Here is a 20087-nt window from a genome sequence, read left to right on the forward strand (position 1 = left end):
TCCCGTTATAAAGGTGCGATAAAAAAAGAAAATGAGATTTTTAAAGCGCCGATCGATTTAGTTTCCAATATCAATCGGCCGGGCTGAGATAAGAAAATGGTTGTTAATGCAGGTGTTAATTTGGAGGCAGCAAGCTTTCGCGTCTTCGTCTGCATCGGGACGGCGACGAGGTGACGGGGAGCGCCTGATGATTATATCCATTTTTATATCTGAGGGATAGAGTGATTTCGGGAGAACTCATTACCTTCTTACCGGCTTCTTTACAGTCAGAGATATCACGTGTTATCATTCGTGCCATAGGGATTTTGCCCATAGGCATTTCCCCCTTATTCTGGTTATCTCCAAGTCCCGAAGGAGGACAACATGAAGAAGTCCTGGTTTTATCGTTTACTGTTCTCATATTTCCCCATATTCTTTAGCCTCACCTCGATACTCATTCTGGTTACCTTCCTGCTGCTGAGCCAAATGTCCCAACGGGAAACAGCGAACAGTAATCAGCAGCTCGTGCGGCATCTCATGCAATTAATCGACTATTCGCTGAAGGAAATGGATAGCGCTCTCATCAAAGAGCTGGAATCCGATGAGAAGCTCAGCGGGTTCTTCCAGGGCCAGGGCGCCATTTCTTACTTTGACAATTACGAAATATCGAAGCGGATTCATCAGATGGAAGGAATCGATAATCTGATTGATTCTATCTATTTGTACCGTTTCACGGATCACATGGTGCTCAGCCCCAATACATTCATCCCTCTGGAACAGTTCGGAGACCGGGAGTTTGCATCCAGCAGGGAGGAGCGGGGATTGCTCTATGAGCTGTCTGGCCCTCGCACCTATATGGAGTTTCAGGGCCAGGAACGGTTTCCGGTCTCCGTCGTATCCATGGTACGCAAGTACCCGCTGCTTCAAGGAGGCCAGGGCTTGGTCGTTGTCAACATCAGCCTGGCCAAGATAGGCAAGCGGCTTGCGGAGCTGACAGGCTCCGGCAGCTTCATCGAAATACGCGATGCGAACGGCAATGTCATAGCAGGTCCGGCGGACGGCGACGGACAGCTGCCCGGCACAACGCTGTCCAGGCTCAGCTCCGACTACACCGGCTGGTCTTATACCGGCGGTGTACATGACGACAATATGATGCGATATGTATCGATATTTTCGTACGTATGGATTGCGGCGGGTCTGGTCGTGGTGATCGTAGGTACCGTTTGGATGACGTATGTCACCCGGCGGAACTATAGGCCGCTGGAATCGATTATAGATCGCATTCAACACTACTCCGCAAACCGCAGCTCCAAGTTATCGCGCAGCGGACAAGACGAGTTCAAATTTATCGAGCAAGCGTTGGACAGCTTAATCGATCAGTCCAATACGTATCAGAAAATGCATGAAGAGGACTCCGTCTACCGGAGCCGGCATTTTTTCATGGAGCTGCTGGAGGGGAGCCGGCCCATCGGCCGTGAAGAATGGGACAGGGAAACGGAACGCTTCGGTCTGCAGGGGGAGTTTCGCACGCTGGTTGTCGTGACGTATGAAATCGACAAATACGCCTCGGTGCAGTCCAATTATTCCCAGCGGGACTTGTTTTTGCTGAAATTCGTGCTGAACAGCGTCATCAAGGAGCTGGCGGAGACGCATCGGGTGACGGTATGGACGGAATGGACCGCTCAGCAGCAGCTGGCCGCCCTGTATGCTTGCATACGCGAGGGGGAGGAGGCGGAGGAACGGGTACGGCAGATTGCGGACGAAGTACAAGCCTGGGTGAAGGCCAATCTGGAATTTACGGTAACGGCCGGTCTTGGCGCTTCCGTGGACGACACGCTGCACGTAACGGAATCCTATGCGCAGTCGCTGCAGGCGCTAGGCTTCAAGGCGAGCCTTGGTTTGAGCCGCGTTATTTCTTACCGCGATGCGGATTTCAATGAGGGCGAGACCTACCGCTACCTCCAGCTGATCCGCAACTTCGCCCGAGCCTTCCGGACGGGAGATGACGAATGGAGGGACATGGTTCAGTCTGTATTTCGTGAGCTTCGGACTCAGCGGCTGCCTAGAGAGGAGCTTGTGCAGGTGCTGAATGCCTTCATCGATCATTTGTATCGGGAAATGGTCGAGCTTCCGGAGGGCGCTCAGGAGATATGGAGGAACGAGACGGTCGGGAAGCTTGGCGAATTGCGCGATACATTCGACTGGAGCGGGGAAATGGAGGGGCGGTTCACTGCCATCCTCGAAGACCTTAGCGGCAAGCTGCGGGAGCAGCAGGAGAACCGCAGTCATTACAAGCTGATCTTGGAAGTCAAAAGCTACATTGACCGTGAATATGCCGATCCCAACCTCTCCCTGAATCAGCTCTGCGATAAATTCGGTCTCAACGGCAAATACATAAGCCGGCTGTTCAAGGAAACTTTCGGCGAGAAGCTGGTCGATTATCTGGTGGGCGTCCGGATCGCTCAAAGCCGCCGGCTCCTCGAGGAAACTTCCTTGTCGCTCAAGCAAATCGCGGCGGAGGTCGGCTACCTCCATGATATTTCGTATATCCGCGCCTTTAAAAAGGTAATGGGGACCACGCCGGGCGATTACCGCAAAAACTACGAGAAAAACGTCTAACGACCGCGAATAGCGGAAGTTTTTATCGCCAAATAGAATGTTGCTTCCGAGACCTCGGAATCTTATACATTCTATTGTGGTGAGAAAAACGTTTAACGATGCCCTTTCATAGAGGTGTGACCGCGAATAGCGGAAGTTTTTATCGCCAAATAGAATTGTTGCTTCCGAGACTCAGAATCTTATCAAAGCCCGTCACGACGGGCTTTTTGCTATTCGGTTCATCGTTGGAATTTGGTTCATTCCGCGTTTTTGGATAATCGGTTAGCCCTAAGAATCATATCCATTGCTGAAAAATGCAGCCATGAGGTATTCTGCAATCAGGGCAACGAGCCGCATGGAAATCACGTCAACCGAGGGGAGCATGATTCAATGATCAAGAGACAAAGACAGTTCATTAGAGCGGGCATGACCGCCATGGCACTGGCCGGTGTTGTAGTCGCAGGATGCAGCGCAGAACAAACGCCTTCCTCCAAGGAGGGAGAGAAGGGCACCGCCCCCGATAAACGGGGAAGCATTACCGTCTCGATGTATGAACGCAACAATATTCCGCCGGAGGAGGGCAACTGGGACAAAAACCGCTGGACGGAATGGGTGAATAAAAACGGTCCCGTCGATGTGAAATATATAACAGTGCCGCGATGGGAGTCGCTTCAGAAGTTTAATGCGCTGTTCGCAACAGGCGGCGCGCCCGACCTGATCCTGGAGTACGATACAGGCTACCGGAATCAATGGTACTCGCAGAGACTGCTCATGCCGCTGGATGAGGTGATCGACAAGTACAGCACCACGTACAAGGACCTGATGAAGCAATTCCCGCAGCTGAAGAAGCTCGGTACCAAGGATGACGGTAAGCTGTATGAAATTGGCAAGGTCACCCCGCTGATGGCGGGGCATCGGATCTACATCCGCGAGGACTGGCTGCAGAAGCTAAATCTCAAGATGCCGCAAACGTCGGAGGAGTTTCTGCAGGTGGCGAAAGCGTTCGCCGCCCAGGATCCGGACGGCAACGGCAAGGCCGATACGTTCGGCTTGAATCTTAGCGGCAACGGCATGTCGATCATTCAGCATATGTTCGGTTTTGGCGAGGTGCAGTGGCGCTTCGAGGGAGATACCTTTATTCATGAATGGGACCGGCTGAAGGCGGCGACCGCCTTCCAAAAGCAGCTGTTCGACGCGGGTATCGTGGATAAGGACTTTCTCACGGACAAAAACGGCGAGAAGGCCAAGCAGGATTTCTTATCTGGCAAGCTAGGCATGTACTTATATCAGGAGATCGCGGACAAGGATTACGATGCGCTGAAGAAAAACGACCCCGGCGCGAAATTGGCAATCCTCCCTTTACCCAAATCCCAGTTTGGCCAGTTCAGCCCGGTCATCGGCAGCCCGATTCAAATGGTCGGTGCAATCAATGCGGGAGCGAAGGATCCCAAGGCGGTCATGCAATATATTGATTTCATGATCAAACCGGAGACGGCACGCACGCTGGAGAGCGGCGAGGAAGGCATTCATTGGAGCAAGGACGAGACGGGATGCCCCAAACCGCTGGACGCGGAGAAAAACAAGAAGGAAATCTCCTACACCTCCGATCTGCGGATGATGTCCTCCGTGCTTCTGCTGGGCAAGTGCTCGTTCGTGGAACAGCGTCCGCAGGATACGGAGACGCAGAAGACGCTGCGCGAGCTCGCGATTAAGGCGAATCAGGCTTATGTGAGCAAGGAGCGCCAGATTCCGACGCTCAAGCCGGAATATCTCCCTGTCTTGCCGCAGGATCTGGCATTGATCGTGAAAAACACGGAGCAGCAGATGAAGGACATGTGGATGAAGGCGGTCGTGAGCGGCGGCAACTATACCCCGGACCAGGCCGAGAAGGATGCCAAGAGCGTCTGGGAGAAGTCGGGCGGTCTGCGAGTCGACGAATTCTACGCCAAGTGGTACGAAACGAACAAGGCTAACGCCTTTCTGCTGAAGGATCTGTATCAGTTTGGTGAGGATGCCGCGAAACTGTACGCCAATAAATAATAGGGAGGGGGAACGGGTCCGGTCGGCTGCCGAACGGGCCCGGTTTCATCCTCGGCCAGAATACAAAGCCATTAAAGGATAGGAAACCATGAGGAGGAGCTGTAATGAAAACTAAGGAAAGGGCAATAGAAGGTGGCGTGAGCCTCACCGGCCAGCAAGCCAATGCTTCGGCTGTGGGCGGAGTACTGCGGACACAAGGCCGCAGCAGATTCCGGCGTAATGTGCCGCTGCTGATGATGTTTGCGCCGGTCATCGTATTCTTCATCGTATTCCGCTATGTGCCTATGTTGGGCAATATTATCGCCTTCAAGCATTACAATCTGATGCAAGGCATCTGGGGAAGCCCTTGGGCGGGACTGGATTATTACCGGATGATGTTTTCCAACCCGCAGTCCATCGCCATCATTCGTAACACATTCATCCTAAGTCTTCTTAAAATCGTCATTGGCTTCCCTTTCCCGATTCTGATTGCGGTCATGCTGAACGAGGTGCGCAAGGCATGGTTCAAACGCTCTGTGCAGACGCTGCTATATTTGCCTCACTTCTTCTCCTGGGTAATTGTCGGGGGAATCGCCGTCATGCTTTTTGGATCCCAGGCAGGCGCCTTGAATGCGGTTATCAGGTACTTCGGCGGCGAACCGGTCAATTTCCTGTACCAGACCGGTTCCTGGCTCGCGATCTTCTTCGGCTCCGGCATTTGGAAGGAAGCCGGATTTTCGGCCATCATCTATCTGGCGGCCATAAGCTCCATCGACCCTTCGCTGTATGAGGCGGCGAGTATCGACGGGGCGAGCAAGCTCAAGCAGATCGGGTACGTAACGCTGCCGGGGATTATGCCTGTAATGACCCTGATGCTCATCATTTCTATGGGCAATGTCATGGAGGTCGGCTTCGATCAGGTATACAATCTGCAGAATGCGGTTGTATCGGATGTGTCCAACGTCATCAGCACTTACATTTATACCGTCGGGATTCAAGGCGGGCTGTACAGTATGACGACGGCAATGGGACTGTTCGAAGCCGTCATCGGTCTCGTCCTGGTGGTGGGGGCCAATCGTTTGGCCAAGCTGTTCGACCAAGCGTTGTGGTGAAAAAAATGTCTATCGACACCCTTTCATGGATGTTCGACCGCGGTCAAGGTAGTTTTTATCGCCAATCAGAATGCTGTTCATACGCACTTTATCGCTGTAAAGAACTTAAACATTCTGATGTGGTAAGAAGGGAGGAAGGTCATGAGACTTTCACGCAGTGAAAAATGGTTTTATGCGATCAATAATACTTTGCTGTTTATTGCCGGGATGAGCTGTCTGATTCCTCTTCTGAATCTGGCGGCCATCTCTCTCAGCGAATACGAGGCCGTCGCAGCAGGCCGAGTCGGCATTTGGCCTATAGGCTTCTCGTTGGAATCCTACAAGATGCTGATCGACGGCACGCCAATTATGCGCACGTTCCGCAACAGTCTGGTCATTACCGGCCTTGGGGTCCTGTTCAGTATGCTGTTTACCGTTTTGGCGGCCTATCCGTTGTCCAAGAGCTATTTCTACGCCCGGCGGTTTTTTACATTGGGGATCGTTTTCACGATGCTGTTCGGTATCCAGGCGATTCCTGCCTTTCTTGTCAACCGGGCGCTTGGAATCGTAGACACGTACTGGGCGCTGTGGCTGCCGGGGCTGGTCAGCGCTTATAACATGCTCGTGCTCAAGTCCTTCTTTGAACAAATTCCTGAAGAAATGAATGAGGCCGCCCAGATTGACGGCTGCAGCGAGTGGCGGCTGCTCTGGCAGATTGTGCTGCCGTTGTCACTGCCGGTTCTGGCGACGTTGACGCTGTTCTACGGTGTCGGCTACTGGAATTCCTTCCAGAGCGTGCTGATCAACATCCATGATTCATCCAAGTTCAATCTCGCTGTACTGGTGCAGAATATGGTCGCCAACCAGTCGCTGCTGCAGAACCTGAACAATGTGCAGCCACAGGAGGCCGATCAGATGCTGACGCCGGAGTCGATCCGATCGGCAGGGATTATGGTTATGCTGATCCCGCTGCTTGTGGTATACCCGTTCCTTCAGAAGTACTTTGTGAAAGGCGTCCTAATAGGAGCTGTAAAGGGATAAGAAGCGTCTCATGGTTCCTGCTGCTCCCCGCCGGTTACGGCAGAAAGGAGGTGATGCGGCTTGGCTTCCAAGCGAGGCCGCTAATGACTGGGCTGGATCATTAAAAAGTCGATGAAAGGAGAGAGGAAAGAATGTGGAAATCCATGCATCGCATAATGGCAATGTGGCTGACAGGGATGCTGATTGCCGGTCTGCTGCCGCTTCAATCGGTCCCGGCTCTGGGGGCAGGCACGCAGGCTCCGGGGATTCCGACTAACGTAGAGTCCGTCTGGCGCACCGATACCTCGGTGCAGCTGACTTGGTCGCCCCCGTCTGACTCTTCGGGTGTGACCGGCTATGACGTATACCGGGACGGCGTGCTGCTGGGGAGCGCAAGCGGCGCCCCGCTGTACCAAGCGGACGGCTTAATTCCCGGAACGGATTATGCGTTCACCGTGAGAGCGAAGGATGCAGCGGGGAATAGCTCTGCCGACAGCACCCCGATCGTTGTCAATCTCGAGGAGCTCGACCGTGCGTTGTGGACCGTTAGCGCTTCGCATAACAACGGAGGGGGAGCGCCCCGTCAAGCGGTCGATCCGCTATCCTCTTCGCGATGGAGCAGCGGAACGGCTCAGGTGCCGGGCATGTGGTTTCAGGTCGATACCGGACCTGGGGCAAAGTCCTACCATAAGCTGGTACTGGATTCGACGGCCTTCAGCGGAGACTATCCTCGGGGATACTCGTTGAGCGTATCCGACGACGGTCTGACTTGGAGCAGCCCGATTGCATCCGGTAACGGCAGTGCACTGACTCAAGTCGAGTTTCCGGATCAGACGGCCCGTTACCTGCGGATCACGTTGACCAAAAGCGTCGGAAGCTACTGGTCGATTCAGAATTTGAAGCTGTTCGGTTCGCAAACGGAAGATTTGGAAGCGCCTACAATTCCAACTGCTTTAACAGCGAACTCGGTTACGGACACAGAAGCTTCGCTGTCGTGGAGCCCAAGCGCCGATAATGTGGCAGTACTCGGCTACGAAGTTTATTCCGGGACAGCATATGCGGGGTTCACGCGGCAGCCCGCTTTGACCTTGAAGGGGCTGGTTCCTCATACAGCTTACACTTATCAAGTTCTGGCAGTGGATATGGCCGGGAACCGGTCGGAGGCCAGCCCGCCGCTAAGCCTTACAACGCAAGCCTCGCTGGAGCGGGCCTTATGGAAGCTCAGTGCTTCACATGGCGGAAGCAGTACAGCGTTAGCTGTGGACGGCGCCCTTTCCACCCGATGGACGAGCGGGGCAGCCCAGTCGCCGGGCATGTGGCTGCAGCTAGATACGGGAGCGGGAGGCAAGTCGTATAACAAACTGGTGCTCGACGCCACCGGTTCAAACGGGGATTATCCGCGCGAATTTCAGCTGTCCGTATCCGAGGATGGCGTGAACTGGAGCGCTCCCGTCGGGACATTTACCGGAAATTCCGCTATCGTCAGCGCGATATTTCCGGCCCAGACGTCCCGGTTCCTCCGTCTTACTCTGACGAAAGCGAGTGGCAGCTATTGGTCGATTCACGAGCTGAATCTGTACGGGGTGCCCGATCCTGATTATAATCCGCCGACAACGCCAGGGAATTTAACGGTCAGGAAGTTGATGGATACCCAATTTGACGCGGTCTGGGACGCTTCCACCGATGATACCGGGGTGGCGGGATATAACCTGTACCTGAATTCCGCCAAGGTCGCGTCCACTCCCGCGGCGGTGCGAACCTATCGCTTCACGGCCCTGACTCCGAATTCGTCATATTCGCTGGAGGTCAAAGCCCGTGATTTGTACGGCAATGAATCCGCTCCCGCCGCTCTATCGGTCACAACACTGCCGGTGATGGAGCTCCCGCTGATCGCGAAGTATGAAATGGAGCCCCAGGCTTCCGCTCCAACTGCCATTTGGGATACGCATAATCCGGCCCAGCCCGAGAATGCCGGCTTGCTGAAGGCTCCGGCCGCATATGCTCCTGGACGCCCGGGAGCAGGCCAGGCGCTTGTCCTTAGCGGAAGCGACCAGGCGACGATTACGAAGCCTGGCCTGTTAAACCGGGTTTCCTCGGCTTTCACGATCTCCGCTTGGGTCAAGCCCGATGATCTGAATGGATACCAGCCGATCGCATCCAAGAGGGATGCCAATTGGAAGGGAACGACCTTCTACCTCGGTCTTCAGGGGAACAAGCTGTACTTTGGCTCCGACTATGGGGAGAAATGGTATAACTGGTCGTTCGCGGCCCCCGAGCTGACAGCCGGCCAATGGTCGCACGTTGCGGCTGTCTTTGAAAAGTACGAAGGGGTCTGGCTTTACGTCAACGGCAAGCTGGTCGGTCAGGTACCGGCAAGCAGCGTATTTACCGATCTGCTGCCCAATGATCTGCCCATACTGCTCGGGACCGAGTGGCATTACGACAGCACCACCCGTTCGATGGTGAAATACGGCTTCCGGGGAGCGATCGACTCGCTTCGAATGTATGCCGCCCCGCTGTCCCAGCCCCAGGTTCAGGCGGATATGAACAATACGATTATCACACGATCAGCTGAAGACAGCGACTTCACTGCCCCGACTAAATACGTAACGCTGCGGCTGGTCCGTTTCGATACTCCGACCGGATTGTTTACCAAGGGAAATGCCAAGATTCATCAGAATGCGATGCGAAAGGGCGGGCCTGATGCGGTGGATTGGCCTCAGATGGAGTTGGCTCTTCCTCAGGATAACCAAGGTTCCTCCATCCGTAGGGTACAGCCATTCGCTGACGGAGCGGAATACAAGACGGAGATCCTGCTGCAGCAGCAGCCCGCGAACATGCCCATTGTGCAGCAGTCCTATGACAATGTACTCTCGCCGGGAAATCATTGGTTCCGTGGAGTTGCATGGCGATGGGGGCAGACCAACGTGTATACCACGGATCTGACGGCCCGCTCATGGACCTGGGACTATGAGCTGTGGACCTTCCCGGTCAAAATCACCGGGGACGTTCCGGGAGCGGTACAATCCGTCATATTGAAAAATGACGGCAAAGAAATCTACAATAGCGGGACGCAAACCCTTAATTCCCTAACCCTGCTGCTGCCGCAAAATGAAACGGGCAAGCCTTACGAGTTATGGGTAGACGGCCGGGGACCGGTGGCATTCGACGTCGGGCTGGCACCGGTGGTTCCCGGTCATCCGAAGGATGTGCCGCTGAAGCTGAACAAGACGGTACCGGGTACGGGGCCGAAGTTTACGGTTACCAGTGTGGAAGCGCCTGAAACGTTTCCGCATCAGAGCGCGTGGGATGCCGATGTACAGGCGCTGGCTGGGGCAAAGCCGTCATCGCCGAAGTATGAGCAGGAGACAGGCTCCATTGCGCGGCATCTCGGAACGGAGGTACCCCGTTCTCCGGAGACGATCAACTTTGTGTATTTACCCCATGGGATGAGCTCCGGCGGGTTCTATCATTCGGAGCACCGGGACATTGCTCAAGCGTATCAGGATCTTGGAACGGTCGACGACTATGCGGCCTATGTCGGCGACACTGGCTATGATCGAGTCTTTGAATTCGGCACGTTCTCCGAATCTTCCAGCGCCAAGAGCCACGAGAATATGGCACAGGCGCTTGCACGCCGTGGTGTTCAGCTGGGCATTATCCCGCGCACGGATTGGGATGTGGTAGACGCCGCCAGCCAGAACCTGCCGTTTTACAGTTCTTACATCGCGGATTTTCACGCTCCGCTGTACCGGGAGCTTCAGCTGGGTCTGCAGCGGCTGAGCCGCTATCCGAATTTGGCCGGGATCAGTCTGGGTGCCGACAATGCGGCTTATGCCCAGTATTGGGACTGGGCTCCGCCTAATCCGAACCGGCCTTGGGGGCGGGCGTTCACGCCGTTCCAATCTGCTGCGGGCGAGCCTCCGACGACGCCGATTGCCCCGAGTTTGCAGGGGCAGTACACGCTTAAGTCCCATGAGTATTGGGCCAGCGGCAGCAAACCGTTTCTGGATTATATCGCTCGGTATAACGATACGTTTAAGGGATACGGCTATTTTGCTCAAGCAGCCGCCGAGGTGAAGCCATCCTATATAACGACAACGGGTTCCTACGGAAGCTCTCCCGGGGTAGGCGGACGCGGGGGCTGGCTGTGGGCCACCATTCCCGGTAAGGAAATGCATGAATCATTGCCGGTACAGAGCGCTTACGACTGGAACGAGCTAAGCTCCTCCAAGCCGTTGCATCTGGTCTCGCTGGTCGACAAGCTGCGCAGCTATGCACCGAATAAAACGACATGGGCGCTGCAGGACGATTTCTCCCTGTTCTTCGGCAAAGCCGACCGGGAGAAGACGTATGCGATGACGCTAACACGCGGGGTACAGGCGATCGGCACCAATGTGCTGCCCAACGACCGCGGCTCGCTGGCCCGCCCGCAGATGATTGCGGAGCAGAAGGAGCTCTATGACTGGATTCACAAGTACGGCGGGGTGTATTCCATAACGGAGCCCACACCGTCGATCGGCATTATGTATGTGAACGATCAGGCGCTGCTGCGGGGTGTTGTCGGGGGTGAACATCCGACCGAAACGCAACTGCTGAAAGGCTCACATGAAGGCAAGGTCACGGAAGCTTTGTTCCTGACGCATGCGGCTGGTTGGCCTTCTAAAATCATTACGCCGGAAGAGTTAAAACGCGGGCTTCCGTCGTCGATCAAGGCGATTCTGCTCGTTGGGCTGAATGAATTCGACGCAAGCTGGCGATGGTATGACGGTCTCGTTCCTGAGCTGCAGAGCTTTGTCGATCAAGGCGGATTGATTCTGAAGGACGACGAATCCGTCTCCCCGGTAAGCGCTGTCGGAACGGGCATGCAGATTGCGTCCTACGTGATTCAGAGCAACACGGACCAGACGAATCTGCTCTTGAGCCGTAACGAGGCGAATATAGCCAAGCTGCGGACGGCGATGGCGGCTGTGCCAAGACCTGCGGCATCCTCAGGCAGCACCACCGTTTGGGCCGTTCCTGCCCGGGCGGGCGATACGGAATACGTTACCGTTCTGAACGAGCAGCATGACCCTGCTGCCGGTGAAAGCCAGCATCTGATTGGCCAGACGGCCGCGCTGCAGTGGAGCACGTCACGGCCGATCTACGATATTAGGGCAGGGCGGAAGCTCACTTCTGCAGAGGCGGCACAGGTTGACCTTCAATCGCACGGGTTCCAGTGGTATGCATTGCCCCCTGCCGAGGTCACTGCGCCGGAGATCACGGTCACCCCGTCCAGTACCGGGTATTACGAGGCTTTCACGGCGATCCGCAATCCCGAGGCTATGGCCGGCATCCCGGTGGAGGTGACGGTGTCGAACGCGTCAAGCGGCGATAGCGCAACGGTATATACGGCGACCGGCTTGACCGCCAAGCTGCCGCTGCATGTCACCGATGTCCCCGGGCTCTATCATGTGAAGGCAAAGGAACTGCTGAGCGGCCTGGAGACGACCGTGCAAGTAACCATACAGCCTGCGGCCTCTGAGCCGGAAACGTCCGTTAAGATGGACCGGGCGGCAGCTATTCGCGCTTTCGGTTCCCGGACGGATGTTCCGCTGACGATCGCGCTGACGAAGGCACAGCAGGCTGATCCGGTCTGGTTGGCGCAGGCTGACCGGCTTGCGCAGCATTATACGCGGCAGGGCAGGAGCGTATCGCTCGGCTTGGCTGAGCCCGGAGGTGTCGTGAAGAGCCTGCAAACCTACCAATCGATCAACAAATATCCGCAATGGAGCACGATCGATTCCGATCTTGTGCTGCTGGGTACATCATCCACTAATGTGCTGCTGCTGGACCAGGCACGAGGCTATTTGCTGCCGGAGCAGGGAACCGGGCTTCAGCCGGGACACGCGGCGGTTAGCCTGGCGAATTCGCCCTTTGTCGGAGAATATCAGGCGCTAAATGTCATAGCGAATGATATTGCAGGTCTCACCGCAGCTGTAGATGAACTGGTTCAGCTGGCGCCGCCGGCACCCGGAGCAGTTCAATTCCTCGGCGTGACACGGATTACGGCCTCGTCGGCTGTCTTGTCTTGGGCGTCCGATCCGCTGGCCTCCGGTTATCGGGTAGAACGGCGCAGCGGGGGAAGCGCCGCCTGGCAGACTGTAGCTGCCTCGGTTACGGGAACGACTTATCACGACGAAGGGCTCAGCCCCGGCGTGTTCTACACGTACCGGATCACAGGCTTCAACGGAAGCGGCGACGGACCCGCTGGCGACCCCGTCTATATCTTCGCTCAAGGCGTGCCTGCCGCAGAGACTAATCCTCCGCAAGCACCTGCCAATCTGACTGTGCTTGGAAGAACGACTTCCACAGTCCGGCTTGGCTGGAGCGAGCCGGTAGGGCATACGGCTATCTCAGGCTACGAGGTATACAAGGGGTCCGAGAAAGTGAACAGCCAGACGGTGACGGGGACGACGTACACGGTATCCGGCCTGGCTCCGGCTACGTCCTATACGTTTACGGTCAAGGCCAAAACGGCAGCAGGGCTTGAATCGCGGGATTCGCTGCCTGTCACGGCTGCGACCTACGCTTCACCGGGAGGAGTCTATAAGCTGGAACGGACCGGCTGGACGGCTGCGGCATCCCATCAACCAGCTAAGGCTGTGAGCGCACTGGACGGTAATCTTGCTACCCGGTGGGATACGGGGGTACATCAGCTAAGCGGGCAGTGGTTTCAGGTGGATATGGGTACGCAGAACATCTTCAACGGCCTCGAATTGGACGCTGCCGGAAGTGCTTACGACTATCCGAGAGGCTATGAAGTCTACGTATCCTCGGATGGGGTGAATTGGGGGACGGCCGTTGCTGCAGGCGCCGGCACGCAAAAACTAACGATCCGTTTCCCGGAAGCGAAGACAGCGCGCTATATCAAGGTCGTACAGACAGGAAGCGTGGGCAATTATTGGTCCATTCATGAGTTGAATGTGCTGGAGTATCCGCCGGACTAAGCAAACCAGGGTGCAAAACGGCAACGGTTGGCGAATGTAACATCGGATACCCGGATTCGGGAGCTGCATCATCTGAAGAATGGCCATAAGGGCTTTTACTAACAAGCCCGCAAAGTAAGACAAACAGAGCTTTAATGAAAAAGAAGGCAGCCGTTTATAAATGGCCGCTTTCTTTTTTATTGTTTTAGACTGACTAGAGCAAGTCTTTCCATTGACTTGCAGGACGGGCGGCACCGATGGACGAGCCGTATATTTCCCGAAAAAGTCCACTTGATTCCCTTTGTGAGCTCCCGTTAAGGAATGCCAAATGGAAGAAGATTGTTATGGCGGTGATCCATGATATGGGAAATGAAGGAAATAAGACCGAATACGCCCTGACAAAATTCGCCTAAGGCACATATCTTATTGGGAGTTCACGGTTCGAACAAAAGGAGAGGGTTTACTTGTGGAAGATTCGATTTCACCGTATGTTTCAGAAGGTGCCTCAACTTAGGAAATATTTGCCGGAAACTGCACTGTGCAACGAAGCAAGGTTAGCCGATTATTTAGACCGTTATCCAGCAGTATACATTAAACCGGATGGAGGCGGACGCGGGAAAGGTGTCATTAAAGCTTGGAAAAAGGGGAATTTGATTTATTACGTAAAGGTAAAAGGCGATGTGCAGAGCGTTAATTCCGTTAAAGAATTATTTCTTAAGTTGAAATTAAAAAAACCGGTTCATATCGTTCAGCAAGCCATTGATCTTGCAAGAATCAACGGCCGCCCTTTTGATATTCGCGTGATGATGATGAGGGATCGACAAGAACGATGGAACTATATCGGAATGGTCGCCAAAGTTGCTGGAACCAAAAGCATAATCACTAATGTGGCTAGAGGAAAAGGGTACGTTTTACCCATTGATAGGGCGTTACGGGAATCATTAGGGCTTTCTGGTTCAAGGATTGCAAAGAAAAAAAACGAAATGATTCAAGTAGCTGAATTATGCACCCGTACCCATAGTAAAAGCCGATACGACTGGCAGATAGGTTACGACATTGCTATTGACCGTAAAGGCAAGGTATGGTTTATAGAAACGAATCCTACCGTACCAGCTCATAGTCTATTTCGTTCAGAGCCATCCGTTTACCGAACAATGAAACAGCTTGCCGCTTTTCATAAAAGAAAACAAAAACATGTCTAAGTCTCGCACTCTACCTATAGTCGAAGGGTTTAAATCCACACAAAAACAAACCGCATTGTCAACAGACGCCTGCGGTTTGTTTTTGTGTGCAGGGTATTGTATATGACTAGGTGGTTGGGAACACCCGGCCTTAGACTTAGCTCGCACCAGCCGACTTTTGCAGATGCTTACGAAGATCTGCGTAGGTCTTGATGATAGGGACAGTCGTTGAAGGTGCGTACGGTAAATATTTGTCAGCATGGGACGTGTTGAATAGTACAACGGTCTCCGAACGGGCAATCCACCCCTTCTCCTGCAGCTGCAGCAGGCCAGCAAGCGTGGCGGCTCCTTCGGGCGAGCTAGAGATTCCGAGACGCCCCAACCGCTTTTGGGCGCTTTGGATTTCTTCGGCCGTCACGCTGACGGCTGCGCCCTGGGATTGCTTCAGGATGCGCACCACAAGCTCACCATCTGGCGGATTTGGCACACGAAGACCTGTTGGGTTGGACCGGACTGAATCGGGCGGTGATGCAGTGAATGCCCCACTAGTCATCGCGTCTACTAAAGGTTGGCATCCTTCTTCCTGTATGCTGACCATACGAGGGAGGCTCCCGCTTACCCATCCCAATTGATGCAGCTCTTGAAATGCTTTCCACATGCCGATGATGCCCGATCCGCCTCCTGTTGGATACAGAATCACATCGGGAAGCTTCCAGCCGAGCTGCTCGGCAAGCTCCAGCCCCATGGTCTTTTTTCCTTCAACTCTTCCGGGCTCCTTTAAAGTGCCGGCGTGGAACCAGCCTTGCTCTTTTACTCCTTCTTCGATAATGCAGCTCGCATCGTGAATCATACCGTCGACCACATAAGTCAAAGCACTGTAACGCAGGCACTCCTCAATGATGATACCCGGGCAATCCTTGGGAACGATGACGGTTGATTTTATTTGCGCCCTCGCCGCATAAGCGGCCATGGCTGAGGCTGCATTCCCGTTGGATGGCACGGCAACATGGTCAACCCCGTGCTCTTTCAAAAGGGATAAGGTTGAAGAGAAACCTCTTGACTTGAAGCTGCCAGTAGGATTTTGCTCCTCTCTTTTCAAATACACGCCTTGTATATCTAGCTCTCGCTCAAGGGGGTTCATCGGCAGGAGCGGTGTCCAGCCTTCTCCTAATGTAACAATAGACTTTTCATGTTCCAGTGGAAGCAGTTCCATATAGCGCCACATGGTGGCGGACCTCTCCCTCAGAACAGAAGGATGTAAGCTTCGGCTCACCTGTTCCAAATCGTACTCCACGAGCAAAGTACCGCCGCATTCGCACCTTCCTTTCAGGGAAAAGGGAAAGTGTTTGCCGCAGCGAGTGCACTTTTGACGAAATCTGCTCACAAGCCGCACCTCCTCGTACTGTCACCTCATAGTGTTTAATACGACAGAGCGAATTCGTATTACGATACGTTTTTTCGGCCGTAATGCGACGGCTTTGACCTAATTATCGGAAATTAAGGAAACATTAGGCGTTGCTCTCCATAGGATGTGGTGTAACTTCTTAAAGGAGGAATTCCATTGCTCCGTTTGATGTGTAAAGGCAAAATTCACCGGGCGACCGTCACGGAAGCTCGGCTTGATTACGTCGGAAGTATAACATTAGATGAACTGCTGATGAAAAAGGCCAATATCCAGCCGTATGAGATGGTGCAGATCACAAGCCTCCGCAATGCCACTCGCTGGAAAACATACGCCATTCCAGCACCCGAAGGCTCGGGCAGAGTATGTTTGAACGGTCCGCCTGCGCACTTGTTTCAGCCAGGAGATTTGGTCATCGTGCTCAGTCTCGGACTGTTCTCAGAGCAGGAGATGAACCAATTAAAGCCTTCCGTTGTCTTCGTCGATGAGAATAACTGCATTACCAAGGTGGAACATCATGACCTGGTCATATTGAGGCAGGATGCGGAGCTTAATGAAGAAAGTTAAGGGTCGTTTAAAGTAGGTTTATGACATGATCTGTATGGGGTAATAGACTTCAGCATCCGAATGACTACATTATGAACGGATTCAGACCCGCATCAATCGCGGGTTCTTTGGTTTTATCGGAACTGATTTTCACCTTCCTAAGAGAGGTACAAGAAGCTTGTAGGTATTTTTTTCTTTCATGAGAGTCTGGCTGCACAACCGTTTTGAGTCTATTTTTTCTTCAAACGTACATCCATTTGGAAAATGTTCCACCTTATTTAGCAGAACTTTTCTTGCAATTGTACGTCACAGATATATACCGTACTAAAGAAGGGCTAGTTAATGAAAAGCGAAATAAGTAAGATAAATGGCTATCTTGAAGCCTTGGCTAATATAAACACTTTTCTTGGTAGTTGTTATGGTCATCAATACAGGTTGGTTGAACTGAATGTAAGCATCAGTGAGGCTGTGCGCCAGTTTAATAAAAACAGCAATCTTTCCACTCATAAGTATGTTGAAATTATCGGTTTAGAGGAATTAGAATCATGGGAAGAGAGCTTATTTGATCTCTGTACGTATTGGTTTTTTTCAATGTTAAAGATGAGAAACATCGTCTTGGGTGAGAATTATTATACAGATGGTAAAGTTGTACCATTAGAAAATAACAAAGAGTACAATACAGTTTCTACTCAACTAATAACGATGCTTAAGGCATTTATAGGTTCAAATCTTAAGGTATACCAATCCTTCCAATGGTGAAGATGAATTTGAATGGGCGCAGATTTATTTTGATATCGGATCTAAAGTTTATGTTTTAGATTTTTATCAATGGGGCTAGTGTAGAGATAGTATGGAGTAAGGTGGAGCTCAAATATAAAATATAATGGGGCAACTTGCGTTTCGGGGGATATGATGATATGGGAAAAATTGAACTTAAAGAGGCATATATTATCAATAGTGTTATGAAACGAGATAAAAAATTCGAGGATTGCGTTATTGTTTATGGACGAATTTCTGGAGGAGAAGTCCTTAAAATTGGAGATAAGCTGATCGATGACCCTGATACAGGTTTCAAATGCATTATCATTAATTTCCCTTTACTTAGAAGAGTGCCTTTCTATGAAGATCATGTACATATCATAATAAAACCAGAAGACCCAGGTTACCCACTAAATGCTATGCGAAAAATGACGTTAATAAAAACAGAAACATCTTCTGGCTAGTGTCGTGAAGGTGTCCACATTCATGGATATGGAAAGCCGATATTCCTATTATTATTGCAAGAGTAAAGTCAAATGCACAGACTGACCAACCCCTATGGAGAGGACAGTCTGTTTTTTATCGTGGGAATCCTATTCGATCGGAACGCCGTCCATTTTCTCGCCACGCTTGCCGTAATTGCGAAGCGGCGTGTCGTCATCGGCTCTAAAGCCGATACGTTCGTGTGCAGTCGTATCCTCGTACATGGTTTCCGGGTTGCCATCCGTTTCGATATCGATGTGCTCGTTAGGCATTGTTCTAGCCTCCTATTTATCATGATTTCATGGGATTTGCTTCTTTCCTTACGTTCCTTACCCCATGACTTTCCGTTCTTTCCTTTATATAGTTAACCAATGATGAACTTTTATACGGCCGGGAGATCTTCATTCTTCTTCATGAAACTTTCATGCGTGTAAAAGGAGAATTACAGCAATAAAATCAAGAAATGGATAAAAAATGATCAAATTACTCAATGAATTCTAAAAAAATTTAGTTTATGCTATATCTCATGTGGCGTTTCCAGATTAAATATAACATGTATCACGACCCTTGAAACCGCTTACTAAAAATTTTTATTAGTTAGGTGACACCATTAGGAGGGGAAAAAAGATGAAATTGACTAGAATTGCATCTTCTGTTGTATTGATCACAGTGCTTGCGGGTTGCAGCCAAGGAACAGGCACAAAGGATGATAAAGGGATTGTTGACAAAGGGGCGGGTCAACCGAAAGTTACAAACGAGCCGATAACGCTTACACTTTACCAGCACGCGGCGATCAGCAATGAGGAAATAGACAAATTTATAGTTCAGCCTGTACAAAAGAAATATCCTAATATTTCGTTTAATATTGTACGTAAAGGGACAGGCACCAATCCGGAGGAATTAGTGGCCGCAGGCATCGTCCCGGATCTGATCTATACGACAGACGCTAATACTCCTCTTTGGCGAGAACTTGATGTGCCGGAGGATCTGAATAATTTGATTAAGAGCAACAACTTCGATTTGAACCGTTTCGACCCTAATGCCATAGATGCTGTAAAAGTTTACAGCGGCGGAAAAGGTGCAATCTACGCTTTACCGGTCGCTCAAAATATTGCAGCTCTTCTCTATAATAAAGATATTTTTGATAAATTCGCTGTCCCGTATCCGAAAGACGGGATGAATTGGGATGAGATCATCCAGTTAGCCCGCCAGCTGACCAAAACCGAAAACGGGGTCCGATACATAGGGCTGAGTCCCGATACGGTTTCCCGTTTAGGCTATGGACTTTCTTTACCGTACGTTGATCCGGCTACGAACAAAGCGACCATTAATAATGATAATTGGAAAAAAGTTCTTACCACGATGAAAGCGATGATCGATATCCCCGGATTTCTTGGAGAGGATAAGAAGCTCAATTATGGCAGCGGCGATTTCTTTAAGAACGGGAATATAGCCATGCTGACTGCTTGGATTCCCGATATGATAGCGAGCACGGATCCGAGTATCGCTGATAAATTTCCATGGGATTTCGTCTCGCTTCCTAACTACCCTGAAGCCATCGGTACAGGCCGCATCATTACCCCACATACGATTATGCTGAATAAGCACAGTAAGTATAAGAATGAAGCTTTTGAAGTGATGTCGATCTTTACTTCCGATGAGGTGCAAGCAGAGCTGAGCAAAAGCGGAAAAATTTCCGTTGTAGCCAAAGCGGACATTCAAACTCAGTATGGCACCAATGTACCTTATCTAAAAGGAAAGAACGTAAGCGGTATATTTAAGTCAAAAACACGCAAAATAAACGATCCTCTTACGGAGTATGACGGTTTAGTTCGTTCGGCGCTTGATTCCGCGGCTAAAGAATTGGCAGCAGGGAAAGATGTTAATACGGTCTTACGGGAAACCGAAGAAAAGGCGAACAAAGCTATTGAGGAAAAATTAAAAAAATAAACCGTTCGGTTACTGAAAAATGGTATTATCCCCTTCAAGTAGACACTCAAAAAAACCTTCATGTTATCATGGAGGTTCAAGTGCCACTTGG

At 51.9% G+C, this 20087-nt stretch carries 12 protein-coding genes; 10 read left to right on the forward strand and 2 right to left on the reverse strand.

The window, feature by feature from the left end:
* Window positions 1–363: 363 nt before the first annotated feature.
* The 6 genes from ABEA66_RS24665 (at window position 364) to ABEA66_RS24690 (ending at window position 14877) form a co-directional block, all read left to right on the forward strand.
* The gene (locus ABEA66_RS24665; RefSeq protein ID WP_345591681.1) at window positions 364–2598 is read left to right on the forward strand and encodes a helix-turn-helix domain-containing protein; all 2235 of its coding nucleotides are present in this window, start codon (window positions 364–366) and stop codon (window positions 2596–2598) included.
* A gap of 369 nt (window positions 2599–2967) precedes the next feature.
* Window positions 2968–4617, forward strand: a complete 1650-nt coding sequence (locus ABEA66_RS24670) for an extracellular solute-binding protein (RefSeq protein ID WP_345591684.1) — start codon at window positions 2968–2970, stop codon at window positions 4615–4617.
* A gap of 104 nt (window positions 4618–4721) precedes the next feature.
* The gene (locus ABEA66_RS24675) at window positions 4722–5708 is read left to right on the forward strand and encodes an ABC transporter permease (RefSeq protein WP_192700851.1); all 987 of its coding nucleotides are present in this window, start codon (window positions 4722–4724) and stop codon (window positions 5706–5708) included.
* A gap of 141 nt (window positions 5709–5849) precedes the next feature.
* Window positions 5850–6728 carry a carbohydrate ABC transporter permease gene (locus ABEA66_RS24680; protein ID WP_345591687.1) on the forward strand — a complete coding sequence of 293 codons (879 nt, stop codon included), beginning with the start codon at window positions 5850–5852 and terminating at the stop codon, window positions 6726–6728.
* A 131-nt stretch (window positions 6729–6859) separates the two neighbouring features.
* Window positions 6860–13696 carry a fibronectin type III domain-containing protein gene (locus tag ABEA66_RS24685; RefSeq protein WP_345591689.1) on the forward strand — a complete coding sequence of 2279 codons (6837 nt, stop codon included), beginning with the start codon at window positions 6860–6862 and terminating at the stop codon, window positions 13694–13696.
* 443 nt (window positions 13697–14139) lie between these two features.
* Window positions 14140–14877, forward strand: coding sequence for a YheC/YheD family protein (locus ABEA66_RS24690; RefSeq protein ID WP_345591691.1), 738 nt, complete (start codon window positions 14140–14142; stop codon window positions 14875–14877).
* A gap of 136 nt (window positions 14878–15013) precedes the next feature.
* On the opposite strand, the gene ABEA66_RS24695 is transcribed toward ABEA66_RS24690, so the two are convergent.
* A complete protein-coding gene (locus tag ABEA66_RS24695; RefSeq protein ID WP_345591693.1) occupies window positions 15014–16240 on the reverse strand; it encodes a threonine synthase in 1227 nt (408 codons plus the stop codon).
* A 177-nt stretch (window positions 16241–16417) separates the two neighbouring features.
* On the opposite strand from ABEA66_RS24695, the gene panD reads away from it, so the two are divergent.
* The 3 genes from panD to ABEA66_RS24710 all read left to right on the forward strand — a co-directional run bounded on the left by panD (window position 16418) and on the right by ABEA66_RS24710 (window position 18027).
* Window positions 16418–16825: an aspartate 1-decarboxylase gene (gene panD, locus ABEA66_RS24700; RefSeq protein ID WP_345591695.1), complete on the forward strand. Its 408-nt coding sequence runs from the start codon at window positions 16418–16420 to the stop codon at window positions 16823–16825.
* Window positions 16826–17146: 321 nt separating this feature from the next.
* Window positions 17147–17563 (forward strand): hypothetical protein, encoded by a 417-nt coding sequence (locus ABEA66_RS24705; RefSeq protein ID WP_345591697.1) that lies wholly within the window; start codon window positions 17147–17149, stop codon window positions 17561–17563.
* 158 nt (window positions 17564–17721) lie between these two features.
* Window positions 17722–18027: a hypothetical protein gene (locus ABEA66_RS24710; RefSeq protein ID WP_079908791.1), complete on the forward strand. Its 306-nt coding sequence runs from the start codon at window positions 17722–17724 to the stop codon at window positions 18025–18027.
* Between the two features lie 129 nt (window positions 18028–18156).
* Here ABEA66_RS24710 and ABEA66_RS24715 read toward each other — a convergent pair whose 3' ends face one another.
* Window positions 18157–18318 carry a hypothetical protein gene (locus ABEA66_RS24715; RefSeq protein ID WP_179135864.1) on the reverse strand — a complete coding sequence of 54 codons (162 nt, stop codon included), beginning with the start codon at window positions 18316–18318 and terminating at the stop codon, window positions 18157–18159.
* A 355-nt stretch (window positions 18319–18673) separates the two neighbouring features.
* Between ABEA66_RS24715 and ABEA66_RS24720 the strand changes: the two genes are divergently transcribed.
* The gene (locus ABEA66_RS24720) at window positions 18674–19996 is read left to right on the forward strand and encodes an ABC transporter substrate-binding protein (RefSeq protein WP_079908792.1); all 1323 of its coding nucleotides are present in this window, start codon (window positions 18674–18676) and stop codon (window positions 19994–19996) included.
* Window positions 19997–20087: the final 91 nt, after the last annotated feature.

This window comes from Paenibacillus vulneris, assembly GCF_039543185.1.
In the GTDB taxonomy this organism is placed as follows: domain Bacteria; phylum Bacillota; class Bacilli; order Paenibacillales; family NBRC-103111; genus Paenibacillus_S; species Paenibacillus_S vulneris.